The sequence below is a fragment of the Streptomyces venetus genome, assembly GCF_039540295.1.
Taxonomy (GTDB): Bacteria; Actinomycetota; Actinomycetes; order Streptomycetales; family Streptomycetaceae; genus Streptomyces; species Streptomyces venetus.
Window position 1 is genome coordinate 428,548 of sequence record NZ_BAABET010000008.1, and the last position, 12,513, is coordinate 441,060.

Consider the following 12,513-nt stretch of genomic DNA (forward strand, 5'->3'; position numbering starts at 1 on the left):
CCGGCTTGATTCCATAGGGAGCGGCTATCGTACGAGGATGCAGTTCCAGCAGCTCCAGTACTTCGTGGCCGTCGCCGAGACCCGGCACTTCACCCGGGCCGCCGATCTGGTCCATGTCGCGCAGCCGTCGCTGTCGCAGCAGATCAAGGCGCTGGAGCGGGAGCTGGGCGCGGACCTGTTCCTGCGCGCACGCGGCAACATCACGCTCACGGACGCCGGGGAGGCGCTGCTGCCGCTGGCCCGGCGCATCCTGGCCGACGCGGAGACGGCCCGGCACGAGGTGCAGGAGCTGGCGCAGCTGCGGAGCGGGCGGGTGCGGCTGGGGGCGACGCCGAGCCTGTGCACGGGTCTGCTGCCGGATGTGCTGCGGGCCTTTCACGACCGCTATCCGGGGATTCGGCTGCTGATCGAGGAGGGCGGCTCGCACGACCTGGTGCGGGAGCTGGCGCGGGGTGCGCTGGACCTGGCGCTGGTGGTGCTGCCCCTGCCGACGCCGTCGCCGGCGCTGTCCACGGTGGAGCTGCTGCGGGAGGACCTCGTCGTGGTCTCGTCCCCGGACGCGCCGAGGCCCGGCCAGGGGCGGCGTACCGTGCGGGTCTCCGACCTGGAGGGCGAGCGGATGGTGATGTTCCGGCACGGGTACGACCTGCGGGAGCTGACGGTGGCGGCGTGTCGCGCGGAGGGGTTCGAGCCGGACTTCGCGGTGGAGGGTGGGGAGATGGACGCCGTGCTGGGGTTCGTGCGGGCCGGGCTGGGGGTCGCGGTGGTGCCTCGGATGGTGGCGGCGAGGTCGGGTCGTGGCCTTCGGGTGACGCCGTTGGCCCGACCCGGCCTGCACCGCACGATCGCGCTGGCGCATCGCAGTGATGTGGCTCCGCCTCGGGCCGCTCGGGAGTTGCAGCGGATGTTGCTCGAGCGATGAGGCGGTCTTGTCCGGGAGCGCCGTTGCGTGCGAACGCCGTACGGGGGCGCGGGTGCGTCGTGGTTCTTCGCGCAGTTCCCCGCGCCCCTGAGGGCGTCGACTTCTAGCCCGTTGCGTCGACCAGGGCCAGTTCGTGCAGTCGTTCCGGCGGGCCCGGCCTCGCGTAGTACCAGCCCTGGGCCGTGTCACAGCCGAGGATGCGCAGCTGGTCGGCCTGGGCTCCCGTCTCCACGCCCTCGACCGTCACCGCCAGGTCCAGGCTGTGGGCGAGGGAGACGATGCCCTCGACGATCTTGAGGTCGACGGGGTCGGCCGGGAACTGCTGCATGCTCTGGGTGAAGGAGCGGTCCAGTTTGAGGATGCTGACCGGCAGGCGGCGGAGGTTGGCGAGGTTGGAGTAACCCGTGCCGAAGTCGTCGAGGGCGATGTCGACGCCCATTTCGGCCAGGCGGCGCAGCGGCTTCAGGAGGTCGTCGTCCGCGCCGATGAGGGCCGACTCCGTGACCTCCAGGCAGAGCGCGTCCGGTGCCATGCCCGTGCGTTCCAGGATGTCGACGGTGTCCTGGACCAGACCGGGGTGGGTCAGCTGGCAGGGCGAGAGGTTGACGTTGATCCGCAGCGGGCCCACGGCCTCCGCGCCGCCGTGCAGTTCCCGCCACTCGCGGGCCTGCCGTACGGACTGTTCCAGGACCCAGCGGCCGAGCGGCACGATCAGCCCGGTGTGTTCGGCGAGCGGGATGAAGCGGTCCGGGCCGAGGACGCCGTGCTGCGGGTGCAGCCAGCGCACCAGGGCCTCCGCGCCGCGCACACTGCCGTCGCCGAGGTGGACCAGCGGCTGGTACTCGATGAAGAACTCGCCCCGCTCCAGGGCCGTCGGCAGCGCGGTCGTGAGCCCGTGGCGGGTGATCGCGCGGGCGTCCGCCTCGGGGTCGGCCAGCTCGAAGCGGTTGCCGCCGGCCGACTTGGCCCGGTACATGGTGATGTCCGCGCTGCGCAGTACCTCCGCCGGGCTTCGCTCCCCGGCCGGGCCCTCGACGATGCCGATGCTGCCGCGCACGGTCAGCTCCCGGCCGTCGACGCTGATGGGGGCGAGCAGCGCGTTCATGATGCGGGCGGCGAGCTCGTCGACCTCGCGCTGGGTGTCGGGGCCGGTGGTCAGCGCCACGAACTCGTCACCGCCGAGCCGCGCGACCATCTCGCCGGGCGCGGTGGCGCAGGACTGGAGCCGGTCGGCGACCTCCACCAGCAGCCGGTCTCCGGCCGCGTGGCCGAGACTGTCGTTGACGGTCTTGAAGCCGTCGAGGTCGAGGTAGCACAGCCCGAACCGCTGGCCCTTCCCGGCGCCCAGTGCCTTCTCCAGGCGCTCGAAGAAGAAGGTGCGGTTCGGCAGGCCGGTGAGGGCGTCGTGCGTGGCCTCGTAGCGCAGCCGCAGGTTGAGCAGCCGCCGCTCGGTGGTGTCCTCCATGAGGGCGAGCTGGTACTGCGGGTTGCCGTCGGCGTCGCGCAGCAGGGAGACCGTCAGATTGGTCCACAGGACCGTTCCGTCAGGGCGGTAGAACGCCTTCTCCACGTGGTAGTGCTCCCGCTCGCCGCGCACGAGTTCCTCGTAGAGCCGCCAGGTCTGCGGCGCGTCGTCGGGGTGGGTCCACTCCATGACGTTGCGGCTGCGCAGCGCCTGCTCGGAGATTCCGAACATGCGCAGCAGCGCGCCGTTGACCTGGAGGATGTTGCCTTCGAGGTCGGCCATGCCGATGCCTATGGCCGCGCCCTCGAAGACCGCGCGGAAGCGGGCCTCGCTCGCGTGCAGGGCCTGCGCCACCACGCCCTGCGCCTTGAGGGCGGCCTGGGCGATGGCCTCCTGCTCGGCGAGCGTCCGGCGGCGCAGGGCCCGGGCGAAGCCGGCGGCCATCGCGTGCTGCAGTCGCGCGCAGCGGGCCCGCAGGTCCTCTGGGTCGCCGTCGCCGCCGCAGTACAGGACCAGGTAGGCGTCCACGCAGTCCAGCGTGCGGCTGAGCGCCTCCGGGTCGGTGCAGTGCGCCTCCACGAGGGCGGCGCCCACCGTCCGGCCCTCGTCGGAGTCGAAGGCGCGGGCCCGCAGTGCCTCGCTCAACCGCCGGGCCAGCGGCAGCAGTTGTTCCTCGAACTCGTGCCGGGTCGACGACGTCGAGGTCACCGGGAAGACCGCCCGGCTCCAGATCGTCGCGAACCGGCGCAGTCTGTCCTCCGGCCCGTCCGGTTCCGCGATCACGCCGTACGCCCCACGCCCGCGAAACCGGAGAACGCATACGGATCCTCGTCCTCCGGTGTGGTGTCGGGTCGCCAGCACGGCATCGCCACCAGTCCGGGTTCCACCATGTCGTACCCCTCGAAGAACCGCGCGATCTCCTCGCGCGAGCGCATGATCAGCGGACTGCGAATGTCCTCGTACACGTTCACCGCGCCTCCGGCCCGCTCCTGCGGCAGTGGGATGCCCTCGTAGGAGGCATGGGTGAGCACGAGCAGGCTGCCGGGCGCGAGCGCCTCACCCAACTCGGCCACCGCCCCGTACGGGTCGTCCTCGTCTTCCACGAAGTGCAGTATGGCAACGAGGAGCAGGGCCACTGGCTGATTCAGGTCGATCAGCCCCTCCAGCTCGACGCCGCTCAGGATGTCCTGGGGCTTGCGGAGGTCCGCGGCGACGATGTCCGCGTCGTCGTTGCCCTCCAGGACCGCCTGGCTGTGGGCGACTGCCACCGGGTCGTGGTCGACGTACATCACGCGCGCGCCGGGACTGGCGGCCTGGGCCACCTCGTGCACATTGCCGAAGGTGGGGATGCCGGAGCCGATGTCCAGGAACTGGGTGATCCCCTGGCCGGCCGCGTACCGCACGGCGCGGCGCATGAACGCCCGGTTCGCCTGCATGATCTTGGGCAGTCCCGGCATGAACTCCATGGCCCTGCGGGCCGCTTCCCGGTCGACCTCGAAGTTGTGCGATCCACCCAGGTAGTAGTCGTACATCCGGGAAACGCTGGGCACCGAGATGTCGATGCTCCGTGGAGCCCAGGCGGGACGCTCCATCTATCTCTCCAAGGCGTAGGCGATCCGGTGTTCGAGCAGAGGCTACTGATCGCCCGCCAATGGAGCGACCCTAAACGGAAATTGACCATCCGTTCCCGGTCACTGCCTGCGGCACGTGCCGAATTGATACCCGCCCGCATACCCTTCGAACACATGACGAACGATGTTCGAGGCATTCCGGAGAGTTCCGGAGTGGAACGGGAAGAGCGCCAGGAATTCGATGAGTTCAGGTGAAGCACGGCAAAACGGTCCGCCCCTCCGTGCGGCACGGAGGGGCGGACCGGGTCGGCGTCGCCGGGTGACGAGCTGATCAACCCTGGGGAGGTTTCACTACTACTCCGACGCGCCGACCAGCTTTCCGTCGGGCCGCACCGCGTACCAGGTGCCGCCGACGCCCTGGCCGTTGGTGTCGCCGGGAGCCTTGTCACCGGCGAAGGTGTAGATGGGCGAGCAGTTGATCGTCTGCTGCTTGCCCTTGCCGTCGGTCCGGTCGAAGACCATGTAGCCCTTCTCCTGGATGCCCTTGGTGTCGGCGAAGTCGACGGGCTCCACGAGCGGCCACTTCTTCAGGCACTCGCCGCTGCAGTTGGAGACGGGCTTCGGCCAGGCCTCGTCCTTCTTGAACCGGTAGACGGTCATGCCGTTCTTGTCGACGACGATCTCGCCGAGCTTGGGGTCCTTACGGGTGGACAGCCCGGCCTGCGCCGCTTCGCCGCCGCCGGCCGCGCCCCCCTGCGCCTTCTTGCCGTCGGGGGCGAGCGCGTACCACTTGCCGCCCACGCCCTGGCCCTTGACGTCACCGGCGTTGACGTCCTTGGCGTAGCGGTAGGCCGGCCAGCCGCCGACGGTCAGCTGCTTGGTGCCGTCGGCGCGGGTGACCGAGCCCAGCAGCGCCTTGTCGATGCCCTCGCCGGCCTCGGAGTCGTCCGCGGGCACCGGCGGCCAGGTCTTGGCGCAGTCGCCGTCGCAGTTCGACTTGGGCGGCTCTTCGGTGTCCTGGTCGAACCGGTAGAGGGTCAGGCCCAGGCTGTCGGTCACGACCTTGCCGACGTTCTCGGCGGTGGAGACCGACAGCTTGCCCGCGGGGTTGGACGGGCTGGAAGCGCTCGGCGCGGCCGGGGCGCTGGGGCTGGCCCCCGTGCCCCCCGTGCCCGAGCCGGCGCCGATGTTTCCGTAGCCTCCGGGTGCCGCCGTGGCACCCACGTTCTGACTGGCCGCCGGAGGGCTGTCCTGGCCGCACGCCGTCGTCAGCGCCATCACCGCCGCGGCGCTCGCCACGAGCGAAGCGCTCCGCCAGGAGGTCTTCATCGTCAACAACTCCCCATAATCGCAAGGGTGTTGCAGCGCCCTGCTGCGCCGCCGCACGGTCATGAGTACGCACGGGGGCCAGGTCTGTGTTCAACCAACGGCCAAATTTCTTTCGGGAACCTGTGACGCGCACCGCACACCGCGGTACATCCGTGCGCGGCGAGACCCCCGCGGGCGACCACTGATCAAACCAGCCGCCCCTGGAAATCCCCCTTTCGGGGCAATCCCCTTGCATCCCGGCGCGTCCCGGCGGAGCAAAGCTCATGATCTTCGTCGTGTATGGACCCCTATCGACTCAATCCGCCCTCGCCGCACGGGGCTTGGCGGTGGCGACGCTGACCTGGGCACTCGTCGGCGCACCGGCCGGACCGGCGGTGGCCGACGCCTGCGCGTACGCCTCGACGGGGCCGGACGGCACGGTGGCGGTGGCGTACGCCGGGAGCAAGACCTGGCCGACCAAGCCGCCGTGCCCACCACCGCCACCGACCCCCACCCCCACGCCGTCACCCCCTCCGCCGAAGCCGACGCCCACACCGGCTCCGACGCCGACTCCGACACCGACCCCGACGCCCACACCGCCTCCGAAGCCCTCACCCCCGCCCGCGAAACCGACACCCACGGCCCGCCCGAAACCGCCGCCGCCCGCTCCTCGCCCCGCGGCACCTCCGCCGCGGCCGGTCCCCAGGGCCGTACCTCCGCCACCCCCGGCACCCCCGGCTCCGGCACCCGCGCCGCCCGCCGAGCCCGCGCCGCGTCCCACCGCTGCACCGGTGCACTACCCGGCGTACCGCATCGCGCCACGACCGCGTCGGTCGAGCAACACCCTCTCGCCACTCACCTTCGTCCTGCTCATCACGGTGCCCGCGGTGGTCGCCGTCGCCGCGCTGCGCGCGCGCTGATCCCTGAAGCACTGGAGGCACCTCTTGCCGGAATGGCTTGTTCTCACCCTCGCGATGCTCGCCGCGTGCGCCGTGGTGGTCGTGATCACCCTCGTACGGCACCGCACTGCGGCCGACGACGAGGACCCCAGCGAGACCCCGGACGTCATCGAATACATGACGATGTGGATCGGCGTGGTCTACGCCATCGTCCTGGGTCTGGCGATCGCCGGAGTCTGGGAGGGCCGCAGCGCCGCCCAGGACCACGTCCAGGCGGAAGCCACCGCACTGCACGAGATCTCGGAACGGGTACGGGTCTACCCGGCCGACGTACGCGACCGCATCCGGGGCGACATCCAGTCGTACGTGAGCCATGTCGTCACCACCGAGTGGGACACCATGGCCGACAAGGCCGAGGTCACCGAGCGGGGCGACAAGCTCTTCGCACGCGTCCGCCAGGACGTCACCGACTACGAGCCGACGTCGGACTTCGAGGCCCAGGCCTACCAGCCGCTCCTCGACCAGGTGACCACGGCCAGTCAGGCCCGGATCGCCCGGGCGGAGTCGACCGGGGAGACCATGCCGGGCGTGGTGTGGTTCGGGCTGATCGCCGGAGCCGTCATCACCATCGGGATGATCTTCGCTCTGCAGATCCGCAGAACCACGCGGGAACTGGTCCTCGCTGGGCTGTTCTCGGCACTCATCGCCTTCCTGCTGTTCCTGATCTGGGACTTCGACTCGCCCTACAGCAGGGGTGTGACCGCCTCGGCGGACCCCTTCCTCAACCTCTTCCCGGGCGCCGGGGACTGACCGCCGCGCACCACGGACACGGACCGGGGGGCGAGCGACACACCGTCGCCGTCCCCCGACCGCCGTACCGGGGGTTCCCCCGGGCGGCCCACACGGGTGCCCCATTCGCGCGACTGCGATCGCGCCGTCGATCGCGAGTTCATAGCGTTTCGGGCATCGAGGTGCATTTGTGACGCGAGCGGAACAGGTCCGCGGCTGCTCCTCGGGGACCCGGAGGTCACCATGCGCGGGATATGCGTCGCCACGGCCGTACTGCTGGGCGCCGGCGCCCTCACCTCCTGCGTGCCGGCCGCCGACGCGGCGGTCCAGAGCGATTTCGGCTTCAGCGTGGACCCCTCCACCGTCAATCCGGGCGGCAAGGTCACCCTGCGGGTGGACCGCAACGCGTGCCGAGGGGAGGCGGCGGTCTCCTCACCGGTCTTCGACGTGGTCACCATCGCGCCGTGGCAGTCGTGGACGACGGCGGTGGTCGACTGGAACGCCGAGCCCGGCGACGTGTACGACGTGGAGTTCGTCTGCGAGAGGACGAGCGGCACCGCACGCCTGACGATCTCCGGCCGCCCTCCGGCGGACCACCCGGGGCATCACCCCGGGCACGACGGCCGCCACCCGTCGAAGGGCGTGCACGCCGGTGAGGGCGGCACCCTCGCCGGCTTCGACCTCAAGGAGATCGGCCTCGGCGGCGTGCTCATCGCCGGTTCGCTCGGCGCGGCGTACCACTTCACACGCCGCCGCACCGACGAGGACGCCACCTGACCGGCGCCGTGTGCCGCCCACAGCAGGTCTTCGCCCCGGATCCGTCGAGGGATCCGGGGCGAAGACCGTTCACGTGCGAGGCGACCGACCGACCGTCCGGGAAGCGAGGAGGGAGACGTCGTGTCAGATGCGGCGCTCGGCACGGCGGCGCATCCAGAACACGCCGCCTCCGACGACCGCCGCGGCCACGAGGCCCCCACCGATGGCCAAGTCGGTCGGGGTCGCGCCGGTGGTGCTGCCGCCGCCGATACCGCCGCGGACTCCGCCGATGACGGTGAACGCCTGCGGCTTGGTCAGTCTCCTGCCGTCGCAGATGACCGTGATGTCGTACGGCCCCGGGCGGGCGTTGTTGTTGATGATGGCGGTGCCCCTCGCCGTGTTGTTGGCACCACGGATGGGCGTGAGCCTCGTCGGCGAGAACGCGTTGGAGGTCGCCGTGCCGCCGTTGCGGCAGCCGTCGACCGTGATGGTCAACTGTCCGCCGCGGGCGATCATGTTGGGCATGGCGACGATGTTGCTGGGCGTGTCCCAGGCGACGGCCGCGGGTGCGGAGAGGCCGAGGGCGGCGACCGCGGCGCCGGCGACCGCCAGGGCACGAGTGTTGGGCATGAGAACCTCCGCGGAAGACGCCCCGGGACCCGTCCCCGGTCGATCGGCGAGAAAGCGCCTCCCAGAAAGACAGTCAGTTGCCTTTCCACGTGCCGCATTTCGGGAATGGTCCGTCCTGGTGATCAAGCACGCCGCGAAAAACCCGCACGATCGGATATCGCCGCAGGTCACAGTAGGTCGGAAATTTCCGCGCGGCGGCAAACTCGGATGGCGCACCACTTCTCGGACGGCGCATCGAATCACGCGGCCGCCACCCGTTCGCCCCTGCCCCGTCGCCGCTTTCGCGCACGGCGCTTAGCGTTCTGGTATGCGCGAATGACACGGCGACGGCCGCGTCGAGAGGGGATGGCGAATGTCTGCGTCCGAGCTGGCCGAGGCGGAGGAGGAGGCGCGGCGGAAGGCGAAGCGCGTCCCGTGGGGCGTGATAGCGCTGGTTCTGCTGACCGGCCTCGCGCTCATCCGGAACGGTTCGGGGGAGTTCGACGAGGGCCCGCCGCAGCCGGCGACCGCGGCCGCGGCGGACAGCCGTCTGCCCGGCGGCGCCTTCGCCGGGGCCGTACGGCCGCTGCCCTTCGCCCCGCCGGCCCGGGTCAGGATCCCGGCGATCAGGGTCGACGCGCCCGTGCTGCCCGTGGGCCTGGACGCGGACGGCTGGGTCGGCGCGCCGCCGCCGGAGGACCCGAACCTGGCCGGCTGGTTCACCGGTGCCGTCACCCCCGGCGAGAAGGGCACCGCGGTCGTCGTCGGCCATGTCGACAACCAGCAGGGCCCCGCCGTGTTCTACGCGCTCGGCGCCCTGAAGAAGGGCAACCGCGTCGAGGTCGCCCGGCAGGACGGGAAGACCGTCGTGTTCGAGGTCTACGGCATCGAGGTCTTCGAGAAGGACAACTTCCCCGGCGACCGTGTCTACGGTTCCAAGGGCGCGCCGGAACTGCGGGTCATCACCTGCGGTGGCGGTTTCTCCCAGCAGAGCGGCTACGCGGGCAACGTCGTGGTCTTCGCCCGCCTGGTCGAGGCGCGCTGAGCGTGCCGGGCCGGGCGGGCGGAGGCCCGCTGTCACCTACGCGTAGTCCCGCCGGGGCACGGTGACGTGGTAGCCGGAGTCCAGCAGTTCGGGAAGATAGCGCCGCAGGGCGCGCACGCTCTGCGAGCGGTCGCCCCCGGCGTCGTGCGACAGCACCACGACGCCGGGGGCGGCGCCGTCCTCGACCCGGTCGACGATGAAGCGGGTGCCGGGCGCCGTCCAGTCGAGGGTGTCGACCGTCCAGGCGAGGGGTTCCATGCCGAGTTCGGCGCCGAGCCGGAACGCGGTGCGGTTCCAGGCGCCGTAGGGGGCGCGGAACCACTCGGGGCGCTCCCCGTAAGCGTCCTCGATGACGTCGCTGGTGCGTGCCATCTCGGAGTGGATCTGCCGACGGCTCAGGCGGGTGAGCAGCGGGTGGGACCAGGTGTGGTTCCCGACGACATGGCCCTCGTCGGCCATCCGGGCCAGCAGTTCCCTGTGGTCGGCGGCCATCTCGCCGCATACGAAGAACATCGCGCGTACGTCGTACGCGGCGAGGGTGTCGAGGATGGCCGGGGTGTAGCGGGGGTCGGGGCCGTCGTCGAAGGTCAGCACCATGGTGCGGCCGCGTCCGGAGAGGCGCAGCAGCGGTTCGCGGCGGACCAGGGTCCGGCGGGGCGCGGCGCGCGGCGGGGCGTATCCGGTCAGGGGCTGGAGCCGGTACGCGCTGGAGTTGAGCGGGCCGCGGGCCTGCGGGCCTCCGGCCGGGACGGACCCGGCGGGGGCGTCCCCGGTGACTCTCGTGAGGACACCGGCCGTGGCGGCCGCTCCCACGACGCCGGTGCCGGCGATCAACACCCGGCGCCGGGTGAGCAACTGATCCTTCTTCATGACTCATCAGTCGCCCGGCGAGAGGCCGACGCACCTGAGCAACACCGGTGCGGCGGCACGGTTTCACCCGGAAGGCCGACGCGGACGGGTCAGTGACGGCGCACCAGGGGGAACGGCAGGGTCTCCCGGATCGTCAGTCCGGTGAGGCGGCGCTGTTCGACGGGCGCGCGCAACTGGTCGAGTCTGCCGCGCCGGACGCGAACCTGGCCGGCCAGGCCGGTGAAGGGGTCGGCGGGCTCGGTCCCGTCCCCTCCGGCGAGGCCGAGCGCCGCCGATGACGGCGGCCCCTCTCGTGGCGGCGGGCCGCCGTCCCCCCTTCGGGTGCCCTCTTCCCCGCGACTTGCTCCCGGTGTCCGCGAGAGCACTCATGTGTCGGCTCCAGGAACACCCGCGTCCTCCCGCCTCTCGAGTGCTCCCGCCCGACGGCCGGACCTGCGGCTTCCGATAGCCTCGCCGCGTGACGGAACAGCACTCCCATCAGTTCGAGCGGGGCACGGACGGCCCGAAGGTGATCGTGGTCGGGGTGGACGGCTCCGACTCCTCCCTGCGGGCCGCGGCCTACGCCGGCGGTCTGGCCCGGCGGCAGCACGCGCTGCTCGCGGTGGTGTACGTGCAGCCGGTGCTGGCGGCGGGCGCCGCGCTCGGGGCGCCGGTGGCCGAGACGACCGACGAGATCGCCGAGGAGCTGGTGGCGCAGATCCGGGACGCGGCGGAGCGGCTCAAGGGGGTGTTCGAGGTCCGCTGGGAGTTCCACACGTTCCGCGGCGACCCGTACAACGGCCTGGTACAGGCGGCGGACGAACTGAAGGCGGACGCGGTGGTGGTGGGCGCGTCCGAGCAGGCGGGCCACCGGATCGTCGGTTCGGTGGCGATACGTCTGGTGAAGGCCGGCCGCTGGCCGGTGACGGTGGTGCCCTAGGGCCTGTCGTTTGGCCCCGCGTCCGCGTCGTGCACCGTGGCCCCCTGAGGCCGGCAGGGCCTACTCCCCCATCACCAGGCCGTCCTGGGCCGCGCCCCGGCTGAGCACGACGTCGCGGATGCGGTCGCGGACGCCCTGCGCCTCGGCGCCCTGGGCGATCGCCCGGTTGAGGTTGACGACCCGGCCGGCGTCGACGTCGAACAGCTGGGGGACGAACTCGGCCTTCGTGACCTCCCAGCGGCCGCCCGGCCGTGCGGGCGGGGCGAAGGTGAAGCGGCCGAGGCTGGACTGGTTGCCGCGCGGGTCCTGGACGCCCTGGTGGTTGTACATCGCGCCGGCGATCTGGTCGCCCATGCCGTAGACGACCCAGGTGCCGTTGACCTTCTCGTACGCCTGCGGGACGTGTGCGTGGGTGCCGAGGATCAGGTCGATGTCGGGGCGCTTCCCGGTCCGCGCGGCGGTGAGGCTCCGGGCGAGGGTCAGTTGCCGCTGGTCGGGGGCGTCCTGCCATTCGGTGCCCCAGTGCAGGGAGACGACGACCACGTCGGCGCCGGCCCGGCGCGCGGCCCGGGCGTCGGCGAGGATCTTGGTCTCGTCGATGAGGTTGACGGCCCAGGGCTGCCCGGCCGGGAGCGGCAGGCCGTTCGTGTCGTACGTGTAGGCGAGGTGTGCGATCTTCGCCGAACCGGCCCGGAGCGTCGTCACCGTGTTCGCCTCGTCCTCGGTCCGGGCCGAGCCGGCGTGCCGTACGCCCGCGCGGTCGAGGGCGTCGAGGGTGCGGCGGATGCCGCCGGCGCCGTCGTCGAGGGTGTGGTTGGAGGCGGTGGAGCAGCCGTCGTAGCCGGTGGCGGCGAGGGCACCGGCCACCTCGGGCGGGGACTTGAAGGTGGGGTAGCCGGTGTAGACGCCGTTCGCGCCGTACACGGTCTCCATGTGGCACAGGGCCACGTCGGCCGGGGAGACCACGGAGCGGATCCCCGCGAGCATCGGCCCGAAGTCGTAGCCGGTGCCGCCCGCGTCGAAGCGGGCCCGGTCGATGATCGAGCTGTGCGGGAGGACGTCGCCGGAGGCGACCAGGGTGAAGCCGCGGAGCCCGGCAGAGGACGGTGCCGGGCGGCCGGGGCCGGGCGTCTCGTGGCCGCGGGCCTGGCAGGCGGCGCCCGCGGCGAGGAGGACGGTCAGGGCGAGGGCCACCTGTCGGCTGCGTGCGATCATCCGTTCACCCCGTCGTGAGCACTGTTGTCGTATTTGCGGACAATCAGGAAAGAAGGCTCACGTCGCCTCACGCGGCTCCGACACGCTCTTTAGCCCGTCTGGCGCGCCCCGGCGGACGGCCGCGACCGTTCGTCGAACCGTTCGT

At 71.7% G+C, this 12,513-nt stretch carries 14 protein-coding genes; 7 read left to right on the forward strand and 7 right to left on the reverse strand.

What is annotated here, in order from left to right:
- Positions 1–37: 37 nt before the first annotated feature.
- Complete coding sequence (locus ABEA82_RS27145; RefSeq protein WP_345664291.1) at positions 38–922, forward strand: LysR family transcriptional regulator; 885 nt, start codon at positions 38–40, stop codon at positions 920–922.
- Positions 923–1,025: 103 nt separating this feature from the next.
- Here the strand turns inward: ABEA82_RS27145 and ABEA82_RS27150 are convergent, their stop codons facing one another.
- The 4 genes from ABEA82_RS27150 to ABEA82_RS27165 form a co-directional block, all read right to left on the reverse strand.
- Positions 1,026–3,170, reverse strand: coding sequence for a putative bifunctional diguanylate cyclase/phosphodiesterase (locus ABEA82_RS27150; protein WP_345664292.1), 2,145 nt, complete (start codon positions 3,168–3,170; stop codon positions 1,026–1,028).
- Positions 3,167–3,979 carry an SAM-dependent methyltransferase gene (locus ABEA82_RS27155; RefSeq protein WP_345664293.1) on the reverse strand — a complete coding sequence of 271 codons (813 nt, stop codon included), beginning with the start codon at positions 3,977–3,979 and terminating at the stop codon, positions 3,167–3,169. The genes ABEA82_RS27150 and ABEA82_RS27155 overlap by 4 nt, the downstream gene beginning before the upstream one ends.
- A gap of 333 nt (positions 3,980–4,312) precedes the next feature.
- Positions 4,313–5,287: an SCO0930 family lipoprotein gene (locus tag ABEA82_RS27160; RefSeq protein WP_345664294.1), complete on the reverse strand. Its 975-nt coding sequence runs from the start codon at positions 5,285–5,287 to the stop codon at positions 4,313–4,315.
- A 295-nt stretch (positions 5,288–5,582) separates the two neighbouring features.
- Positions 5,583–6,047 (reverse strand): hypothetical protein, encoded by a 465-nt coding sequence (locus ABEA82_RS27165; RefSeq protein WP_345664295.1) that lies wholly within the window; start codon positions 6,045–6,047, stop codon positions 5,583–5,585.
- A gap of 10 nt (positions 6,048–6,057) precedes the next feature.
- Here ABEA82_RS27165 and ABEA82_RS27170 point away from each other — a divergent pair, with 10 nt between their 5' ends.
- From ABEA82_RS27170 to ABEA82_RS27180, 3 genes are all read left to right on the forward strand, one after another.
- On the forward strand, positions 6,058–6,186 hold the full coding sequence (locus ABEA82_RS27170; protein ID WP_345664297.1) for a hypothetical protein: 129 nt from the start codon (positions 6,058–6,060) through the stop codon (positions 6,184–6,186).
- A gap of 24 nt (positions 6,187–6,210) precedes the next feature.
- Positions 6,211–6,975, forward strand: a complete 765-nt coding sequence (locus tag ABEA82_RS27175; protein ID WP_345664298.1) for a bestrophin-like domain — start codon at positions 6,211–6,213, stop codon at positions 6,973–6,975.
- 222 nt (positions 6,976–7,197) lie between these two features.
- A complete protein-coding gene (locus ABEA82_RS27180; RefSeq protein ID WP_345664299.1) occupies positions 7,198–7,731 on the forward strand; it encodes a hypothetical protein in 534 nt (177 codons plus the stop codon).
- A gap of 123 nt (positions 7,732–7,854) precedes the next feature.
- Here the strand turns inward: ABEA82_RS27180 and ABEA82_RS27185 are convergent, their stop codons facing one another.
- Positions 7,855–8,340, reverse strand: coding sequence for a hypothetical protein (locus ABEA82_RS27185; RefSeq protein WP_345664300.1), 486 nt, complete (start codon positions 8,338–8,340; stop codon positions 7,855–7,857).
- 352 nt (positions 8,341–8,692) lie between these two features.
- On the opposite strand from ABEA82_RS27185, the gene ABEA82_RS27190 reads away from it, so the two are divergent.
- Complete coding sequence (locus ABEA82_RS27190; protein ID WP_345664301.1) at positions 8,693–9,364, forward strand: class F sortase; 672 nt, start codon at positions 8,693–8,695, stop codon at positions 9,362–9,364.
- A 36-nt stretch (positions 9,365–9,400) separates the two neighbouring features.
- Here ABEA82_RS27190 and ABEA82_RS27195 read toward each other — a convergent pair whose 3' ends face one another.
- Entirely contained in the window at positions 9,401–10,234 is an 834-nt protein-coding gene (locus ABEA82_RS27195; RefSeq protein WP_345664302.1) for a polysaccharide deacetylase family protein, read from the reverse strand.
- Between the two features lie 92 nt (positions 10,235–10,326).
- Here ABEA82_RS27195 and ABEA82_RS27200 point away from each other — a divergent pair, with 92 nt between their 5' ends.
- Both ABEA82_RS27200 and ABEA82_RS27205 read left to right on the forward strand, forming a co-directional pair.
- On the forward strand, positions 10,327–10,512 hold the full coding sequence (locus tag ABEA82_RS27200; protein ID WP_345664303.1) for a hypothetical protein: 186 nt from the start codon (positions 10,327–10,329) through the stop codon (positions 10,510–10,512).
- Between the two features lie 179 nt (positions 10,513–10,691).
- A complete protein-coding gene (locus ABEA82_RS27205) occupies positions 10,692–11,153 on the forward strand; it encodes a universal stress protein (RefSeq protein ID WP_345664304.1) in 462 nt (153 codons plus the stop codon).
- 60 nt (positions 11,154–11,213) lie between these two features.
- Here ABEA82_RS27205 and ABEA82_RS27210 read toward each other — a convergent pair whose 3' ends face one another.
- Positions 11,214–12,368, reverse strand: a complete 1,155-nt coding sequence (locus tag ABEA82_RS27210) for a CapA family protein (RefSeq protein ID WP_345664305.1) — start codon at positions 12,366–12,368, stop codon at positions 11,214–11,216.
- Between the last annotated feature and the right edge of the window lie 145 nt (positions 12,369–12,513).